Source organism: Vreelandella piezotolerans, from assembly GCF_012427705.1.
GTDB classification, from domain to species: Bacteria; Pseudomonadota; Gammaproteobacteria; order Pseudomonadales; family Halomonadaceae; genus Vreelandella; species Vreelandella piezotolerans.
In genome coordinates, this window is record NZ_CP048602.1 from 773,899 (window position 1) to 791,989 (window position 18,091).

Annotated in this window: 13 protein-coding genes; 12 read left to right on the plus strand and 1 reads right to left on the minus strand. The window is 58.9% G+C overall.

Going from position 1 to position 18,091, the window contains the following annotated elements; genetic code table 11:
* Window positions 1-67 precede the first annotated feature (67 nt).
* The 12 genes from pilM (at window position 68) to eno (ending at window position 17,141) form a co-directional block, all read left to right on the plus strand.
* Complete coding sequence (gene pilM, locus GYM47_RS03595) at window positions 68-1,129, plus strand: type IV pilus assembly protein PilM (protein ID WP_139525124.1); 1,062 nt, start codon at window positions 68-70, stop codon at window positions 1,127-1,129.
* The gene (locus GYM47_RS03600; RefSeq protein ID WP_139525125.1) at window positions 1,126-1,695 is read left to right on the plus strand and encodes a PilN domain-containing protein; all 570 of its coding nucleotides are present in this window, start codon (window positions 1,126-1,128) and stop codon (window positions 1,693-1,695) included. The genes pilM and GYM47_RS03600 overlap by 4 nt, the downstream gene beginning before the upstream one ends.
* A complete protein-coding gene (locus GYM47_RS03605) occupies window positions 1,692-2,339 on the plus strand; it encodes a type IV pilus inner membrane component PilO (protein ID WP_139525126.1) in 648 nt (215 codons plus the stop codon). Before GYM47_RS03600 ends, GYM47_RS03605 begins: the two co-directional genes overlap by 4 nt.
* Window positions 2,336-2,854: a pilus assembly protein PilP gene (locus GYM47_RS03610; RefSeq protein WP_153842150.1), complete on the plus strand. Its 519-nt coding sequence runs from the start codon at window positions 2,336-2,338 to the stop codon at window positions 2,852-2,854. The genes GYM47_RS03605 and GYM47_RS03610 overlap by 4 nt, the downstream gene beginning before the upstream one ends.
* 55 nt (window positions 2,855-2,909) lie before the next feature.
* The gene (locus GYM47_RS03615; RefSeq protein ID WP_153842151.1) at window positions 2,910-4,973 is read left to right on the plus strand and encodes a type IV pilus secretin PilQ; all 2,064 of its coding nucleotides are present in this window, start codon (window positions 2,910-2,912) and stop codon (window positions 4,971-4,973) included.
* Complete coding sequence (gene aroK / locus GYM47_RS03620; protein WP_139525129.1) at window positions 4,973-5,539, plus strand: shikimate kinase AroK; 567 nt, start codon at window positions 4,973-4,975, stop codon at window positions 5,537-5,539. Before GYM47_RS03615 ends, aroK begins: the two co-directional genes overlap by 1 nt.
* Window positions 5,536-6,639, plus strand: coding sequence for a 3-dehydroquinate synthase (gene aroB / locus GYM47_RS03625; protein ID WP_139525130.1), 1,104 nt, complete (start codon window positions 5,536-5,538; stop codon window positions 6,637-6,639). The genes aroK and aroB overlap by 4 nt, the downstream gene beginning before the upstream one ends.
* Before the next feature lie 455 nt (window positions 6,640-7,094).
* Window positions 7,095-11,537 carry a glutamate synthase large subunit gene (gene gltB / locus GYM47_RS03630; protein ID WP_139525131.1) on the plus strand — a complete coding sequence of 1,481 codons (4,443 nt, stop codon included), beginning with the start codon at window positions 7,095-7,097 and terminating at the stop codon, window positions 11,535-11,537.
* Between the two features lie 32 nt (window positions 11,538-11,569).
* On the plus strand, window positions 11,570-12,988 hold the full coding sequence (locus GYM47_RS03635; RefSeq protein ID WP_139525132.1) for an FAD-dependent oxidoreductase: 1,419 nt from the start codon (window positions 11,570-11,572) through the stop codon (window positions 12,986-12,988).
* Between the two features lie 265 nt (window positions 12,989-13,253).
* Window positions 13,254-14,909, plus strand: coding sequence for a CTP synthase (locus GYM47_RS03640; RefSeq protein WP_139525133.1), 1,656 nt, complete (start codon window positions 13,254-13,256; stop codon window positions 14,907-14,909).
* A gap of 10 nt (window positions 14,910-14,919) precedes the next feature.
* A complete protein-coding gene (gene kdsA, locus GYM47_RS03645) occupies window positions 14,920-15,783 on the plus strand; it encodes a 3-deoxy-8-phosphooctulonate synthase (protein ID WP_139525134.1) in 864 nt (287 codons plus the stop codon).
* A gap of 68 nt (window positions 15,784-15,851) precedes the next feature.
* Window positions 15,852-17,141: a phosphopyruvate hydratase gene (eno, locus tag GYM47_RS03650; protein ID WP_139525135.1), complete on the plus strand. Its 1,290-nt coding sequence runs from the start codon at window positions 15,852-15,854 to the stop codon at window positions 17,139-17,141.
* Between the two features lie 496 nt (window positions 17,142-17,637).
* Here the strand turns inward: eno and fdxA are convergent, their stop codons facing one another.
* Complete coding sequence (gene fdxA / locus GYM47_RS03655; protein WP_139525136.1) at window positions 17,638-17,961, minus strand: ferredoxin FdxA; 324 nt, start codon at window positions 17,959-17,961, stop codon at window positions 17,638-17,640.
* Between the last annotated feature and the right edge of the window lie 130 nt (window positions 17,962-18,091).

The following is an 18,091-nucleotide window of genomic DNA, read 5'->3' on the forward strand; positions in this document are numbered from 1 at the left end:
GTGTGCCTTAACTAAAAATCATGTAACCTCGAAACTCGCACGATAGGCAGGCGGAGCCGAACTCAACATGCGTTTACTAACACCCAGTAAAGGGTTGATTGGTGTCGATATTACCTCGGCGACCGTCAAGCTACTCGAACTCAAACGGTGCAACGATAATTACCAAGTCGAGAGCTACGCCGTGCGCCCGCTTCGCGAAGGTGCGGTGGTCGAACGCCGTATTCGAGATATGAACGATGTGGCCAACATGCTGAGTCGCGCCGTCGAACACGCCAAACCCTCAACGCGTAAAGCTGCCGTGGCCGTTCCGGCCAGCGCTGCCATTACCAAAACGCTTCAGTTTCCCGTCTCGCTGAGCGAAGACGAGATCGAAGAGCGCATAATCGCCGAGTCAGACCGGCATATTCCGTTTCCGTTCAATGAAGTGGCGTTCGACTTCCACTGCCTGGGCCCTGCGCCCTTCGATGACGAGCAGCAGCAGGTCATTTTGGTGGCTTGCCGCCAGCAGGATGTGTCACAGCTCACCGAAACCTTGGAGCGTGCCGGATTGGAGCCTGCGGCGGTGGACGTGGAAACCTTCGCCATGGAGCGCTCGCTGGCCGAGCTGCGTCGTCAGCTCAACGTCGACAGCGACCCCAACGCCTGCGTAGGGCTAGTGGATATTGGTGCGAACATGAATGCCTTTCACGTCGTGCGTGGAGGTCACATCGTTTATAGCCGGGACACGGTGTTTGGCGGTCGCCAGCTCACTGACGCGATTCGCGACCATTACTCTTTGAGTAACGAAGAGGCGGGCTTTGCCAAAAAGCGCGGCGGCCTGCCTGAGGATTACCACGAGAAAGTGCTCAATCCGTTCCTGGAAACCGTCGTGCAACAGGTGGGGCGCTCCCTGCAGCTCTATTATACCGCCGGGCGCCAGCACGAAGTGCAGCACATCGTACTGGCAGGCGGCTCGAGCGTCATTCCCGGCTTGGCCGAGCGCATCGCCGACGATAGCGGTATGTCGGTGACCATCGCCAATCCGTTTCAGCGTATGCGTGTCAATAAGCGCCTCAATATGGAAGGTTTGACGAACGATGCTCCAGCCATGCTCACCGCGGGCGGTTTGGCGATGAGGGTTGGACTATGAGCATTAATATCAACCTGCTTCCCTGGCGGGAGGCGCGTCGGGAGAAACGCACCCGCCGTTTTTACGGGGTCGTCGTGCTGATGCTGATCGCCGGGGTTGCGCTGGGCCTGGGGGTCGCTCAGCTTTACCAGCAGAAGCTCGCCGCTCAGCAGCAGCGTAACGCCTATATCACCCAGCACATCGAGCGCCTGAATAACGAAATTGCCGATGTGCAGCGCTATCAACAAACCGCCGAGCGACTAGGCGAGCAGTTGGCGCTGTTCAACACGCTGCAGGCCGAGCGGGTGAGTACCGTGCAACTGTTCAACGATATCGCTGCAAGCGCGGTAGACGGCGTGGTGTATCAGCGGCTGACCCGTAACGGCGAGCAGGTAAGCGTATCGGCCATGGCGGGCAGCGAACGTCAGGTATCCGATCAGCTGCGTCAGATTGCCAGTATGCCTGGGCTGGGAGTGCCGCTACTGTCGGAGGTGACCAGCGGGCAAGATGGCAATAGTCGCTTGTTCCAGTTCGAAGTGGTGCAGTCGTCGCTGAGAGAGAGTGGTGACGGGGAGGAGTCGCCATGATAGGGGGGCGCGAGCGCTGGCGGGATGAGTGGCAGCGATTGAAAACGCTGGATTGGCAGTCGCTGGATGTCAAAGAAGCGGGCGAGTGGCCCGTGCTACTCAAGGTGCTGTGTGGCGCGCTAGCGTTTTGCGTAGCCTTGGGCGGACTGAGCTGGTGGTTGGTGAGCGAAAAGCGCATCGAACTGGAAGCGGCACAGCGCCAAGAGGCACGTCTTCTGAACGAGTATCGTAGCAAAGTCTCTGAAGCGGCCTTTTTGCCCGAAGTGCGTGACCAACTCATCGCGCTCGAAGAGCAGATGACCACCATGCGCTCCATGCTGCCCACCAGTGCCGAAATTCCCTCGTTATTGGATAGCATTAGCGAGGCAGCGCTGGATAATGACTTGAGTATCGAAACGATTCGCCTGCGCCCCACCGTGCGAAATACGCACTACGTGGAGCACCCGCTGGATATTCAGGTGCGCGGCGGCTATCACGAGCTGGCGCACTTCGTGGCCGACATTAGTCAGTTGGCACGTATCGTGACCCAGCACGATATCGCGCTCTCACCGGCCGAGCAGAGCGGTGAGTCGCTGCGTATGTCATTGGTCGCTCGCACCTATAGCTATATAGACGCAGCAGACGGGGAGGCGCCCGTACCATGAAGCGTTTACTCACTTTTGGCGTAATGGCGCTTCTCGCGGGTTGTAGTGACGCCAACCTTGGCCAGCTAGCGTCGGTGTTGGACGAGATTCGGCGCGCTCCAGCGGGACAGCCGCCGGTCGCCATTCCAACGATTCCCGACTACCAGCCGATAGAGTACCGCTATAGTGATGCCCGCAGTCCGTTCCTCGCTCCTGAGAGCGTGCGAGCGACCGAGGCGGAGGCCGTCTTTGCAAGCGCCCTGGCCCCCGACCAGCAGCGAAAGACCGAGCCGTTAGAGCAGTTCCCGCTGCAAAGCCTACGTTTGGTGGGCACGCTGCGGATGGGCGGGCAGCAGGTGGCACTGATCAGCGCGCCAGACGGTAGCGTCACTAGCGTGCGCGAAGGCAACTACCTAGGCACCGATTTCGGGCAGGTGACCACGATCAGTCCGCAAGAAGTGCGCATCACCGAACGTACGTTACATCAGCAGTTAGGTTGGCAAGAGCGCGAGGCAACGCTCACGCTAAAGGAGTAGCTAGCCCCACGCTACTCGGCAGTACACTACATTGACTCGTTACCGGATGATATCTATGGCCGTCACGCTTCGTCGAATTACGCTATCACTGTTAGCTCTGTTGCCGACTTTTGCCTTTGGGTCTGTGCTAACCGACTTGGACGTGCGCCAAACCGACAGCGGTGAGGTCGAGCTGCTCTTGCAATTCAGTGGCGGCGTGGCCGAACTGCGTGGCTATCGGTTGGACGCGCCGCCCCGCTTAGCGCTGGACCTGGCCGATACCCAAAGTGGCTTGCCCCAGCGGCGGATCAACGTCGATCGCGCAGGCGTCGAGAAGATTACTGCATTGGAAGGAAATGGCCGAACGCGTCTGGTGGTCGACCTACGCCAACCGCTCGAGTACACCTCCCGCGTGGAAGGCGATCAGCTACGAATTACCTTGAAGAGTGCTGGGGACGTCCCAACGTCCGAGCGCGTGGCCTTGAGCAGCGCAGCGCCGCCATCGGTCGATAGTGGCTTGGAAACGTCTGAAGGCCCACGCGTCACCAATATCGATTTTCGCCGAGGGGAGGATGGAGCTGGCCGTTTGCTGGTCACCTTCGACCGGGAAGGTGTGGTGACACAGGTGCGCGAAGGCAGTGGCGGCGTGGTCGTGGCTGAACTCCGCGATGTAGACATTCCCGATGCGCTCAACCAAATCTATGACGTAACCGATTTTGCCACGCCGATTACCCGTATTACGCCCCGTTCCGGGCAGCGCGATACACTGCTGGAGCTGCAAACCAACGGCCCCTACGCCATGGTCTCATCGCAAAGCGGACGCACGCTCACCGTCGAAGTGCAGCCGGTGAGCCAGGCCAGCCAGCAAGAGCGTGAGCGTCAGGGCGAGAGTTTTACCGGTGATCGCTTGAGCCTCAATTTCCAAGATATCGAAGTGCGCGCAGTGCTGGCCACGCTGGCCGAATTTACCGGCTTGAACCTGGTGGCGAGCGACAGTGTGACGGGGCGTGTGACACTCAATCTCAACGATGTGCCCTGGGACCAAGCGCTGGCACTGATTTTGCAAAGCCAGGGGCTCTCAAGCCGTGAGCAGGGGAACGTGATCGTCGTGGCACCTGCGGGTGAGTTGGCAGACATCGAACGTCAGGAAATCGAAGCGCGCAACCAGCAGCAAACACTGGCGCCGCTGGTGACCGAGTTCATCGAGGTGAAATACGCCCGTGCCGAGGACCTGGCACAGCTGCTGCGCGGAGCAGAAGGTTTCGGTCTGCTGACCGAGCGTGGTCGGGTGAGCGTCGATCAGCGTACCAACACACTACTGATTCAGGATACCGCTGTTCAGGTACGTGACATCTTGCGGACTCTCGACCGTCTCGATGTGGCGGTTCGACAGGTGCAAATCGAAGCACGTATCGTCATTGCGCGGGATACCGCCTCTCGCGAGCTGGGCGTGAACTGGGGCGTTTCCAGCACTCGCGGCTTTTTAGAAAACGATGACGGCACCTTCTCACGCCGGGATATCAACCCCAACGGTATCAATCGTGCCCAGGGGGGATTGGCGGTGGATTTGGGGTCCACGGCAGCAGCCAACACCGGCTTCAGCTTTGGCTATTTGTCGGGGGATATTCTGCTCGACCTGGAACTGCGTGCGCTCGAGAGTGAAGGGAAGAGTCAGACGATCTCACAGCCTCGCGTGATCACGGCCAATCAGCGCACGGCCACCATTCGCCAGGGCGAAGAGCGAGCATTTCAGAGTGTCGATGCGCAGGGTAACCCAGACACCGAATTTAAAGAGGCAGAGCTATCGCTGGAGGTAACGCCGCAAATCACCCCAGACAATCGCATCATCATGGATCTGGTGATCAAGAACGATAGCTTTCGAGAGAGTGAGTTTGGCGGCGAGCCGCCCATCGATACCAACCAAATCGAAACCCAAGTGCTGGTGGATAATGGTCAGACGGTGGTATTGGGCGGTATTTTGACCACGGAGCAGCTCAGCCAGATGGCGAAAACGCCGCTATTAGGCGACCTGCCCGTGCTGGGTCGACTCTTTCGCTATACCGAAGAGAGCAATGAAAAGGTAGAGTTACTGGTCTTTATTACTCCACGACTACTTGACGATGGTTTGGCGGTTCGCTGATGCAGGATTTACCCAATCTTTTTTTAATAGGCCCCATGGGGGCTGGCAAGAGCACGATAGGTCGCCTGTTGGCAGGGGAGCTATCGCGCCCATTTTACGATAGCGACCACGCCATACAGGATCGTTGTGGTGCCGATATTCCCTGGATCTTTGACGTCGAGGGCGAGCCAGGTTTTCGTCAGCGTGAAATTCAGATGATCGACGAGCTTACCCAGCTAGCGGAGGTGGTCGTTGCCACCGGTGGTGGCGCGGTACTGCGAGAAGAGAACCGTCGGGTGCTCCGCGAGCGTGGCACCGTCATCTACCTGATGACCACCGTCGAACAGCAGCTGAAGCGCACCGCGAAAGACCGCAATCGTCCACTGTTGCAGTGCGCGAACCGCGAGCAGGTGCTCAACGACATGTTCGCCGCCCGCGATCCGCTTTATCGTGCGACCTCTGACATTACCGTGCGGACGGACCGCCGCAGCCCGCGTGCGGTGGTCAATGAGATATTGCGCCGCGTACACCGCCTGATCGATCCGTTGGACGCTGTCAGCGCCCCACAGAAGAAGGTTTCTCCATGACCGAATACGCCCCCCAACGCACGCTCACCGTCGATCTGGGCGAGCGTAGTTACCCCATCCATATTGGCGTAGGGCTGCTGCAACGCGCAGACAGCTTCGTGCCTTATCTGGCGGGCAGCCAAGTGATGATCGTCACCAACGAGACGGTGGCCCGGCACTATTTGCAGACGCTGCAGGCGTCGCTGCCCGAGCGGCTCGACGTGCGTACCGTGGTGCTACCGGATGGGGAGCAGTACAAAACCATCGAACAAGTGGGGCGCATTTGGGATGCGCTGCTCGAGGCAGGCTTCAATCGCCGCTGTACCCTGATTGCCTTGGGAGGTGGTGTGATTGGCGACATGGTGGGGTACGCGGCCGCGTCCTATCAGCGCGGCGTGGCGTTCATTCAAGTGCCCACCACACTACTTTCTCAGGTGGACTCCTCGGTAGGCGGTAAAACCGGGGTCAACCATCCGCTGGGCAAGAACATGATTGGCGCATTCTGGCAGCCCAGAGCCGTGGTAGTGGATATCGCCACGCTGACCTCGCTGCCTGCGCGGGAGCTCTCTGCAGGGCTGGCGGAGGTGGTGAAGTACGGCTTCATTCGCGATGCCGCCTTCCTTGCTTGGCTGGAACAGAACATGGCGGCGCTGCGCCGCGTCGAACCCGAGGTGGTGGCAGATGCAATTGCCAAAAGCTGCCAGATCAAAGCCGATATCGTAGCGGAAGACGAAACCGAGCAGGGCGTACGTGCGCTGTTGAACCTAGGACACACCTTTGGCCATGCCATCGAGGCGCATCAAGGTTACGGCAACTGGCTGCACGGCGAAGCCGTAGGGGCCGGCATGGCGATGGCCGCCACGCTCTCCCACCAGTTGGGGTGGATCAGCGCTGATGCCTTAGAGCGCACGAAAGCGGTGATCGAAAGCGCGGGCCTTCCGCTTGTTGCGCCAATGGGCATGTCGTCGGATGACTTCTTGACACGAATGCGGCTGGATAAAAAGAACGTGGACGCGCGTCTGCGTCTGGTGCTACTGAACGACTTGGGCGATGCCTGCGTTAGCGATGCCACGCCTATCGAGACGCTGAGACAGCTACTTGATGGTTATCCGCGCGGCTAGGGGAATCAATCGTAAGCGCACCCGCTCAAAACCCGCCTCGAAACAGGCGGGTTTTGTTTGCCTAGAAAGCGCCGAAATGGCTGCTGACTAGTGATATCCGTATGCCTTATGCGCCATCGGCATGGGGTTTTTGGTTAAAATTAGACTAAAGTCTAGTGTTCTATATTGGTCGTTAAAATACCGTTTCTTTAGCCTGCAAGCCGTTGAAGTATAACTGTTTTTTTATTGAACGGTAGTGCAACTACGGGATTTGGCGAGGGTTTTTGACGATTGGCGAGTGTCGAGCGATTGCGCTACGCGGTGGCAAATCGCTATGCTGAGCGACCATTTTCTTGCAGCAGCGAATGCGGAAAACACCCTATTTTGGGCGGGTAACAAGAGCCATAAAAAAAGAAAAACCCGTAACAATACCATAAAAACGCTGCTTACAAAATACGCTGACTAGAGGCACGCCCATGAATAGAGGTCTTCACCAGCCAGGCGAGTTTCGCGATAACTGCGGCTTTGGCCTTATTGCCCACATGGAAGGGCAGGCCAGCCACGACTTGCTGAAAACGGCTATCGAATCACTGACTTGCATGACCCACCGCGGTGGCATCGCGGCAGATGGTAAAACCGGCGACGGTTGTGGCCTGCTGCTAAAGATGCCCGCACAGTTCATGCGTGCTGCTGCTAAAGAGTCGCTCGATGTAGAGCTGGGCGAGCGCTTCGCGGTGGGGTCGGTATTTTTACCCAACGACGATGCGCGTGCCGCCAAAGCTAAAGAGACGCTGGTGGCTGAGTTAAGCGCACGCGGTTTGGACGTGCTGGGCTGGCGCGTAGTGCCCACGGACTCGAGTGTCTGTGGCCCCATGGCGCTGGACTGCCTGCCGCGTATCGAGCAGCTGTTCGTTGCCCCCGGCAGCAGCGACAATTTCGATGTCGATCTTTTCATGGGTCGCCGCTACGCCGAGCAGGCGCTGCGCAGCGACGAAGACTTTTACGTGGCGTCGCTCTCCACCGAAGTGGTCTCCTATAAAGGCCTGGTCATGCCGGAAGATCTGCCGGCCTTCTATAAAGACCTGAACGACCCACGCCTGGAAACCGCCATCTGCGTCTTCCACCAGCGCTTTTCGACCAACACCGCACCGCGCTGGCCGTTGGCACAGCCGTTCCGCCTGCTGGCGCACAACGGCGAGATCAACACCATCGAAGCCAACCGCGGCTGGGCGAACTCGCGTAAGGCAAACTTCGTCAACGAGCGTCTGCCGGATATCGCTAAACTAGACGAAATCGTCAACACCACCGGCTCCGACTCCTCCAGTATGGATAACATGCTGGAAGTGCTGCTGACCGGCGGTATGGAGCTACACCGCGCCGTGCGCATGATGGTGCCGCCCGCCTGGCAAAACGTCGAGACCATGGACGCCGAGCTGCGCGCGTTCTACGAGTACAACTCCATGCACATGGAGCCGTGGGACGGCCCTGCAGGCGTGGTCATGACCGACGGTCGCCAAGCGGTCTGTATGCTGGACCGTAACGGCCTGCGCCCCGCGCGCTGGGTGATTACCAAGAACGGCTACATCACCTTGGCCTCCGAAATCGGCACCTACGGCTACAAGCCGGAAGACGTGGTGGCAAAAGGCCGCGTCGGCCCCGGCCAGATGCTGGCCGTCGATACCCAAACGGGCGAAGTGCTGCACACTCAGGACATCGATGATCGCCTGAAGTCCGCATACCCCTACAAGCGCTGGCTGAAACAGGAAGCGAACTACCTGGAGTCGGCGCTGACCGAACTGGCGCGCTTCCAAACGATGGACACGGATGCGCTGAACGTGCAGCAGAAGATGTTCCAGGTAACGTTCGAAGAGCGCGACCAGGTACTGCGCCCGCTAGCGGAGAGCGGCCAGGAGGCGGTGGGCTCCATGGGCGACGATACGCCGATGGCGGTACTGTCGAGCCGCCCGCGCCTGCTCACCGACTACTTCCGGCAGAAGTTTGCCCAGGTCACCAACCCGCCGATCGACCCGCTGCGCGAAGCGATCGTGATGTCGTTGGAAACCTGCTGTGGCGCGGAGCTGAACGTCTTCAAGGCCACACCGGAACACGCCCATCGCTTGATTTTGACCACGCCGGTGCTCTCGCCGCGTAAATTCACCGCCCTGGTGAGCCAGGACGATCCGGCCTTTGCTAGCCATATGCTGCCGCTCGGGTACGATCCAGAGCAGACCAGCCTGCAGCAGGCGATTACCGCGCTGTGCCAAGAAGCCGAAGCGCAGGTAAAAGCGGGTAAAGTGATTCTGGTGCTGAGCGATGCGGAGCTGCCCAAAGGCCAGCTGCCCATTCAGGCAGCGCTGGCCGTGGGTGCGGTGCATTCCCACCTGGGCCGCCTGGCGCTACGCCCCAATGCCAACATCGTGGTCGAGACTGGCTATGCCCGCGATGCGCACCAGATGGCGGTGCTGTTCGGGGTGGGCGCGACAGCGGTCTACCCATGGCTGGCGTATCAGGTCATGGCGGATATGCACCGCACCGGGGAGCTGACTGGCAACCCGGCAGACGCCCGCGAGAATTACCGTAAAGGCCTGCAGAAGGGGCTCTTCAAGATCCTTTCGAAGATGGGCATTTCGACGCTGGCCTCCTATCGTGGCTCCATGCTGTTCGAGGCCGTCGGTCTGTCGAACGAGGTCATGGAGACCTGCTTCGTGGGCATGGCGTCGCGTATTCAAGGCACCGGCTTCGCCGAGCTCCAGCTTCAGCAAGAGCTACTAGCCAAAGAGGCGTGGATTCCCCGCAAAGGTATCTCCCAAGGCGGTATGCTCAAATACGTGCACGGCCATGAGTATCACGCCTACAACCCGGATGTGGTGAAGTCGCTACAAGCCGCCGTGCAAGAGGGCAGCTACACCAAGTGGAAGAAATTTGCGCAACTCGTGAATGAACGTCCCGTGGCCACCATTCGTGACCTGCTGACGCTCAAGCCTTCTGAGTCGCCCGTGCCGCTGGAAGAGGTCGAGCCCATCGAAGCGCTAATTCCGCGTTTCGATAGCGCCGGTATGTCGCTGGGTGCACTGTCGCCCGAAGCGCACGAAGCGCTGGCACAGGCCATGAACGAGGCGGGCGGTCGCTCCAACTCCGGTGAAGGTGGCGAAGACCCGGCCCGTTACGGCACCATTCGCAGCTCGAAGATCAAACAGATCGCCTCAGGTCGTTTCGGTGTTACGCCAGCTTACCTGGTCAATGCCGACGTGCTGCAGATCAAGGTGGCTCAGGGCGCGAAGCCCGGTGAAGGCGGCCAGCTGCCGGGCGGCAAGGTCAATCAGCTGATTGCCCGCTTGCGCTACTCGGTGCCCGGCGTCACGTTGATTTCGCCGCCGCCGCACCACGACATTTACTCCATCGAAGACTTGGCGCAGCTGATCTTTGACCTCAAGCAGGTCAACCCAGACGCGCAGGTCTCGGTGAAACTCGTCTCCGAGCCAGGGATCGGCACCATTGCCACCGGCGTCGCCAAAGCCTATGCGGACTTGATCACCGTGTCTGGCTACGACGGCGGCACCGCGGCTAGCCCGCTCACCTCCATCAAGCACGCCGGTTCTCCTTGGGAGCTGGGCCTGCCGGAGGTGCATCAGGCGCTTCGCATCAACGGCCTGCGGGACAAAATCCGCCTACAAACCGATGGTGGCCTGAAAACCGGTCTTGACGTCGTCAAAGCGGCGATTCTGGGGGCCGAGAGCTTCGGTTTTGGTACCGCGCCGATGGTGGCGCTGGGCTGTAAATACCTGCGTATTTGCCACCTGAACAATTGTGCCACCGGTGTAGCGACCCAGGACGACTTCCTGCGCGGCGAGCACTTCCGCGGCACCGTGGATATGGTGAAGAACTACTTCCGCTTTATTGCCGAAGAAGTACGCGAGCTGATGGCCATGCTGGGCGTTCGCAAGCTCACCGACCTGATTGGCCGCACGGACCTGCTGGAAGTGTTGGAAGGCAACACGGCATCACAGCGCAAGCTGGATTTAATGCCGCTGTTGGCGAACGACTTCGTGCCTGCGGATGCGCCTCAGTTCTGTGAAGTGAGCCGCAACGTGCCCCACGACCCGGGTGCCAAGAACCAGGAAGTGCTGGCGGCGCTGAAAGAAGCCATCGAGTCTCAGTCAGGTGGCACCTTCGACTTCACCATCACCAACTGCGACCGCAGCGTCGGGGCGCTCACCTCCGGTGCCATTGCCAAGCGTTACGGTGAAGAGGGGCTCGAAGCCGCACCGGTGACGGCGCGCTTTATCGGTGTGGCGGGCCAAAGCTTCGGCGTGTGGAACGCCCGTGGTCTGAACCTCTTCCTGGAAGGCGATGCCAACGACTACGTCGGTAAAGGCATGAACGGCGGCAGCATCGTCATCGTGCCGCCCAAGGTCAGCCAGTTCGAGAGCCACAAAACGGCCATTATCGGCAACACCTGCCTCTATGGGGCTACGGGTGGCACGCTGTTTGCCGCCGGTACCGCTGGCGAGCGCTTTGCGGTACGTAACTCCGGCGCCACGGCCGTGATCGAAGGCGCGGGTGACCACTGCTGTGAGTACATGACCGGTGGTTTGGTCTGCGTGCTGGGTGAAACCGGCGTTAACTTTGGGGCGGGCATGACCGGTGGCTTTGCCTACGTGCTCGATGAAGACCGGACCTTCGTGGACAAGTACAACCACGAGCTGGTCGAAATTCACCGGGTCAACACCGAAGCGATGGAAGCCTACCGTCGCCACCTGCGGGAAATGATCGAGGCCTACGTGGCCGCGACGGGTTCCGCACGCGGTGCGGCGATTCTGGAAGACTTTAGCGACTACGCGCGCCACTTCTGGCTAGTGAAGCCAAAAGCGGCCAGCCTGGGTAGTCTGCTGGATCAGTCTCGGCGTCAGCCGCAATAACCGTCAGCGCCTACGCTTCGAGGAGAGAGATCATGGCCAACCGTTTGAATAACGATTTTCAGTTTGTCGACGTGGGTCGTAAAGACCCACAGAAAAAACCGGCGCACACCCGGGCCAAAGAGTTCGCGGAAATTTACGAGCCGTTCAAGCCCACCGATGCGGCGAGCCAAGCGCACCGCTGCTTGCACTGCGGCAACCCTTACTGCGAGTGGAAGTGCCCGGTACACAACTACATCCCCAACTGGCTGCAGCTGGTGGTGGAAGGCAACATCATCGAGGCTGCCGAGCTATCCCACAAAACCAACTCGCTGCCGGAAGTGTGTGGCCGCGTGTGCCCCCAGGATCGTCTGTGCGAGGGTGATTGCACCTTGAATGACGGCTTTGGTGCGGTGACGATTGGTTCGGTGGAGAAGTACATCACCGATACCGCCTTTGCCATGGGCTGGCGCCCGGATATGTCCAAGGTGGTGTGGACCGATAAGAAAGTCGCGATTGTCGGTGCAGGCCCTGCGGGCTTGGGCTGCGCCGACATTCTGGCGCGCAACGGCGTCAAGCCGGTGGTGTTCGATAAGTACCCCGAAATTGGCGGTCTGCTGACCTTCGGTATTCCTGAGTTCAAGCTGGAAAAGAACGTCATGGAGCGCCGCCGCGCGGTCTTCGAGGAGATGGGCGTCGAGTTCCGTCTGAATACCGAAATCGGCACCGATGTCGAGTTCGAGACGCTGCTGCAGGAGTACGATGCGGTGTTCCTGGGCATGGGGACGTACAAATACATGCAGGGTGGCTTCCCCGGTGAAGACCTGCCCGGCGTCTATAAGGCGTTGGACTTTCTGATTGCCAACGTCAACCGCCGCTTGGGTTTCGAGAAGGACCCGAACGACTTCATCTCGATGGAAGGCAAGCGCGTGGTGGTGCTGGGCGGTGGTGATACTGCGATGGACTGTAACCGCACCTCGATTCGTCAGCGTGCTGCCAGCGTGACCTGTGCCTATCGCCGCGATGAAGAGAACATGCCGGGTTCGCGCCGCGAAGTGGCCAACGCGCGGGAAGAGGGCGTCGAGTTTCTGTTCAACCGCCAGCCGGTCGCGGTAGTTGGTGAAGATAAGGTCGAAGGCGTGAAGGTGGTTCGTACGCGCCTGGGCGAGCCGGACGAAAACGGCCGTCGCCGCCCGGAGGTCGTGCCGGGGTCTGAAGAGATCATTGCCGCTGACGCCGTGGTGGTCGCCTTTGGTTTCCAGGCAAGCCCGGCGCCGTGGTTCGAAAGTGCCAAGATCGACGTCAACGATTGGGACCTGGTCAAAGCGCCCGAGCACGGCCAGTACGCCTTCCAAACCAGCAACGAAAAAATCTTTGCCGGTGGCGACATGGTGCGCGGCTCCGATCTCGTGGTCACTGCTATTTATGAAGGGCGTCAGGCGGCTGAGGGCATCCTTGATTACCTAGGGGTTTGATTTTTTTCGCGGGGTTCTCCAGCCCCGCGACATTACCCGTCTCAGGCCAACGCGAGGGCGCTGTGAACCCAACCTTGGGCGCTACTTTCGCCATCCATGGCGAAATACCTTCGCGTTGGCCTGATCCCGGCGTCGTCAGTTCTCATCCTTCATTAGGTGGCCTCGGCAGTTCAAATTGAGCCTTAAGGCGTACTCTGCTATTCTGTCGTCCCATCCTGGTGTGGCTTTCTGTTACGCCTTTTGATCACGTTTCGACAGGTTTTCCATGACACGATATATCTTCGTGACCGGCGGCGTTGTGTCCTCTCTTGGCAAGGGCATCGCGTCTGCCTCGCTGGCGGCGATTCTAGAGGCCCGCGGCCTTAAGGTCACCATGCTCAAGCTCGACCCGTACATCAACGTGGACCCGGGCACCATGAGTCCTTTCCAGCACGGCGAGGTATTCGTCACCGAGGATGGCGCCGAGACGGACTTGGACTTAGGTCACTACGAACGCTTCATTCGTACCAAAATGACCCAGGGCAACAACTTCACTACGGGCCGTGTGTACGAACACGTGCTGCGCAAAGAGCGCCGTGGCGATTATCTGGGCGGCACCGTGCAGGTCATTCCGCACATCACTGATGAAATCAAGCAGCGCGTCTACGCCGGTGGCGAAGGCTTCGACGTGGCGCTGGTGGAGATCGGCGGTACGGTCGGCGATATCGAGTCACTGCCCTTCCTGGAGTCCATTCGTCAGATTCGCAGCGAGCTTGGCGCCAGCCGCGCCATTTACATGCACCTGACTCTGGTGCCGTACATCAAGACCGCTGGCGAAACCAAGACCAAGCCGACACAGCACAGCGTCAAAGAGTTGCGCTCCATCGGTATCCAACCAGACATTCTGATTTGCCGTAGCGAAGTCGAGCTCGAAGAGAGCGAGCGCCGCAAGATTGCGCTGTTCACCAATGTGGAAGAGCGTGCAGTAGTGCCGCTGCAAGACGCCGACACCATCTACCGCATTCCGCTGATGCTCCACGAGCACGGTCTAGACGATATCGTCTGTGACAAGCTGCGCCTGGAAGCGGCACCTGCGGACCTGTCGGAGTGGGTCAAGGTACTCGATGCCAAGCTCAACCCGCTGAAGTCGGTGAGCATCGCCATGGTCGGCAAGTACATGGAGCTGCTGGATGCCTACAAGTCGCTGAATGAAGCGCTGATCCACGCGGGTATTCAGGGTCGAATCAAGGTCAACGTCGACTATATCGACTCCGAAGACATCGAGCGTCACGGCACCGAGCGCCTGGCAGGCAAAGACGCCATTCTAGTGCCCGGTGGTTTTGGCGAGCGCGGCGTGGAAGGCAAGATTCTGACCGCTCAGTTCGCTCGCGAAAACAACATCCCTTACCTGGGTATTTGTCTGGGTATGCAGGTAGCGGTGATCGAGTTCGCGCGTAACGTAGCTGGTTGGAAAGACGCCAACTCCACCGAGTTTACCCACGACACCAAGCACCCCGTCGTGGGCTTGATCACTGAGTGGATCAACGCCGAAGGCAAGATCGAGCTGCGCGATGCGGCCTCGGATCTTGGTGGCACCATGCGCTTGGGTGGCCAGGTTTGCCATTTGAAATCAGGCAGCAAAGCCCGCGAAGCCTATGGGGCTGACGAGATCGTCGAGCGTCATCGTCACCGCTTCGAGGTCAATAACCAGTTCATCGATGAGCTGGAAACGGCAGGCCTGGTGATTTCCGGCAAGAGCGTTGATCAGTCGCTGGTGGAGATGGTCGAGCTGGCCGATCACCCCTGGTACGTGGCGTGTCAGTTCCATCCAGAGTTCACGTCCACCCCTCGTGATGGTCACCCGCTCTTCTCTGGCTTCGTCAATGCCGCGTTAGAGCACAAAACGGCACGGACCCGTGCCCACGCCGCACCTCAGGAATAAAGGGGGAAGCATGTCTTCTCAGTCTCCATTCCCAGAGCATCACATCCACGTTGCCGGCTTAACCGCCGGCAATTCTTTGCCACTCATGCTGCTGGGCGGTATGAACGTACTGGAGTCGGCGGAGCTGGCCGATGAAGTCGCACAGGCTTATGTGAATGTGACGCAAAAGCTGGGCATGCCGTATGTGTTCAAGGCCAGTTTTGATAAAGCGAACCGCAGTTCGATCCACTCTTACCGCGGGCCTGGGCTGGAAAAAGGCCTGCAAATCCTGGCTGATATCAAGGCCCGCCATGACGTGCCCATCATCACCGACGTGCACGAGCCGTGGCAGGCAGCGCCTGCGGCGGAAGTCGCCGACATCATCCAACTGCCGGCCTTTTTGGCGCGCCAAACCGATCTCGTCGTAGCAATGGCGAAAACCGGTGCGGCGATCAACATCAAAAAGCCGCAGTTTTTGGCCCCGCACGAAATGCGCCATATCCTCACCAAGTTTCAGGAAGCGGGCAACGACCGCCTGATGCTATGTGAACGCGGCACCAGTTTTGGCTACAACAACCTCGTCGTGGACATGCTGGGCTTTGGCGACATGAAGCAGACCGGTTATCCGGTGTTCTTCGATGTCACCCATGCTCTGCAGCGTCCAGGTGGCCGGGCGGACAGCGCCGATGGCCGCCGTGCCCAGGTTGCCGAGCTTGCTCGCGCGGGTGTGGCAGTGGGCTTGGCCGGGCTGTTTTTGGAAGCTCATCCAGACCCCGATAACGCCAAGTGCGATGGCCCCTGCGCACTGCCACTGGACCAGCTCGAGCCGTTTCTGACCCAACTGTCACAGCTGGACGCACTGGTCAAAGGCTTCGACCCCTTGACCATCCGTTAATCGCGGCGGATATCCGTGGTATACATTGGACCTCTCATCGATTAGACCGACAACCAAAGGACACTGTCATGACCAAAATTGTTGAAATCAGTGCGCTGGAAGTGCTCGATTCGCGCGGTAACCCGACCGTTCAAGCCACCGTACGTTTGGAAAGCGGTGCCGTCGGCGTTGCCTGTGCCCCCAGCGGTGCCTCCACGGGCTCCCGCGAAGCACTCGAACTGCGTGATGGCGACAAGGCGCGCTACCTCGGTAAAGGCGTTTTAAAAGCCGTCGAGGCCGTGAATGGCAAGATTCGTGATGCGTTGTTGGGAATGGATGCGCGGGACCAGCGCGGTTTGGACAATGCCATGCTGGAGTTGGATGGCACGGATAACAAGGCGACTCTGGGAGCCAATGCGATTCTGGCGGTGTCGCTCGCGGCAGCCAAGGCGGCGGCCAATGCTAAAGGCGTGCCACTGTATGCCCATATCGCCGAGCTTTACGGCCAGCCCGGCCAGTACAGCATGCCGGTCCCGATGATGAACATTCTGAACGGCGGCGAGCACGCGGACAACAACGTGGATATTCAGGAGTTCATGGTGCAGCCGGTTGGCGCTACGAACTTCCGTGAAGGTCTGCGTATGGGCGCAGAGATCTTCCACGCCCTCAAGAAAGTGCTCTCTGCCAAAGGGCTGTCTACCTCGGTGGGTGATGAAGGCGGTTTTGCGCCAAACCTTGCATCCAACGCCGACGCGCTGGCGGTCATCAAGCAAGCCGTTGCCGATGCGGGTTACACGTTGGGGAGCGATGTCACCTTGGCCTTGGACTGTGCTTCCTCCGAATTCTATAAAGACGGCCAGTACGACCTCTCTGGCGAAGGCAAGCGCTACGACGCCGAAGGTTTTGCGGACTACCTGGCGGGCCTGTGTGCCGACTACCCCATCGTGTCTATCGAAGACGGCATGGACGAGTCCGACTGGGCCGGTTGGAAAGCCTTGACCGACAAGCTGGGCGACAAGGTGCAGCTGGTGGGGGACGACCTGTTCGTCACCAATACCAACATCCTTAAGCGTGGCATTGACGAGCAGATCGGTAACTCGATTCTGATCAAGTTCAACCAGATTGGCTCGCTCTCCGAAACTCTCGACGCGATCAAAATGGCCCAAGATGCGGGCTTTACGGCGGTCATCTCCCACCGTAGTGGTGAAACCGAAGACACCACCATTGCCGATCTGGCCGTAGGCACCTGTGCGGGACAAATCAAGACCGGGTCGCTGTGTCGCTCTGACCGTGTCGCGAAGTACAACCGCCTGCTGGTGATCGAAGCCGAGCTGGGTGATGTGAGCTACCCCGGTTTGAAAGCCATCAAAGGCCAATAGGTCAAAAATATAGCGTTCGCGTGTAAGAGATCTCTCAAAAATTTGTAAGAGATCTCTTACAAATGCCGACGACATTCGCTCGGAACCGTGTAGGAAAAAGCGAATTTTTTCACTAATCTTAATTTAATTCGTTGATATTTAAGATTTTTTGTCTGAAGGGCGAGCCGGGGAGGCTCGCTCTTTGTATTTTCTGCTGGCTTGTGAAGTTAGCCTGTTCTGCCACAATGCACACAGGACAAGGGGAGGCAAGGATGCTTCAGGCAGGATGCAACGGGATGTAAGTAGGTGCGCCGGGTGACACAGTGATGTGAGCCCTGGCAAGGACGTCACCTAAGGAGGTTGACACAGGGAGTGGTCAGAGGAAGTGCTTGGAGCGGGCGGCCTACGGGCCGCCTTTTTTTGTGCAGGCCATTTACGCAATCATGAACGTCTTCCATCCGACCACAAAAAAACCAGCGTAAACGCTGGTTTTTTGCGATGTGCTAACACTCTGCGCTCAACGCTCGAGTTTTTCCAGCTTACCCGTTTTGCCATCCCACTCTTCTGCATCGGGCAGAGGGTCTTTCTTCTCGGCAATATTGGGCCATACTTCGGCCAGCTCCGCGTTGATCTCGATGAAAGGCTCCTGGCCATCGGGCAGCTCATCCTCAGAGAATATCGCCTCAGCAGGACACTCTGGCTCACACAGCGCGCAGTCAATGCACTCGTCTGGGTGAATGACCAGGAAGTTGGGGCCTTCGTAGAAGCAGTCGACCGGGCAAACTTCCACACAGTCGGTGTATTTGCATTGGATGCAGTTCTCGGTAACGACAAACGTCATCTTGCTATCCCTCTTGCGAGACCGAGAAGCCTCCCGGTCGTGGTCAATCGTGAATGGTTATAAATCAGCGATTTTTTATAAGGTAAAAAAGTATGGGCGACATTCTAGTGGTGCCCATACCTGGCGGCAA

Bases quoted from the DNA above. Each gene is read 5' to 3' on its own strand.
- GYM47_RS03635 (WP_139525132.1), top strand. From the start codon at position 11,570: ATGGCCAACCGTTTGAATAACGATTTTCAGTTTGTCGACGTGGGTCGT.
- pilM (WP_139525124.1), top strand. From the start codon at position 68: ATGCGTTTACTAACACCCAGTAAAGGGTTGATTGGTGTCGATATTACC.
- aroK (WP_139525129.1), top strand. From the start codon at position 4,973: ATGCAGGATTTACCCAATCTTTTTTTAATAGGCCCCATGGGGGCTGGC.
- eno (WP_139525135.1), top strand. From the start codon at position 15,852: ATGACCAAAATTGTTGAAATCAGTGCGCTGGAAGTGCTCGATTCGCGC.
- GYM47_RS03640 (WP_139525133.1), top strand. From the start codon at position 13,254: ATGACACGATATATCTTCGTGACCGGCGGCGTTGTGTCCTCTCTTGGC.
- kdsA (WP_139525134.1), top strand. From the start codon at position 14,920: ATGTCTTCTCAGTCTCCATTCCCAGAGCATCACATCCACGTTGCCGGC.
- gltB (WP_139525131.1), top strand. From the start codon at position 7,095: ATGAATAGAGGTCTTCACCAGCCAGGCGAGTTTCGCGATAACTGCGGC.
- fdxA (WP_139525136.1), bottom strand. From the start codon at position 17,961: ATGACGTTTGTCGTTACCGAGAACTGCATCCAATGCAAATACACCGAC.
- aroB (WP_139525130.1), top strand. From the start codon at position 5,536: ATGACCGAATACGCCCCCCAACGCACGCTCACCGTCGATCTGGGCGAG.
- GYM47_RS03600 (WP_139525125.1), top strand. From the start codon at position 1,126: ATGAGCATTAATATCAACCTGCTTCCCTGGCGGGAGGCGCGTCGGGAG.
- GYM47_RS03605 (WP_139525126.1), top strand. From the start codon at position 1,692: ATGATAGGGGGGCGCGAGCGCTGGCGGGATGAGTGGCAGCGATTGAAA.
- GYM47_RS03615 (WP_153842151.1), top strand. From the start codon at position 2,910: ATGGCCGTCACGCTTCGTCGAATTACGCTATCACTGTTAGCTCTGTTG.
- GYM47_RS03610 (WP_153842150.1), top strand. From the start codon at position 2,336: ATGAAGCGTTTACTCACTTTTGGCGTAATGGCGCTTCTCGCGGGTTGT.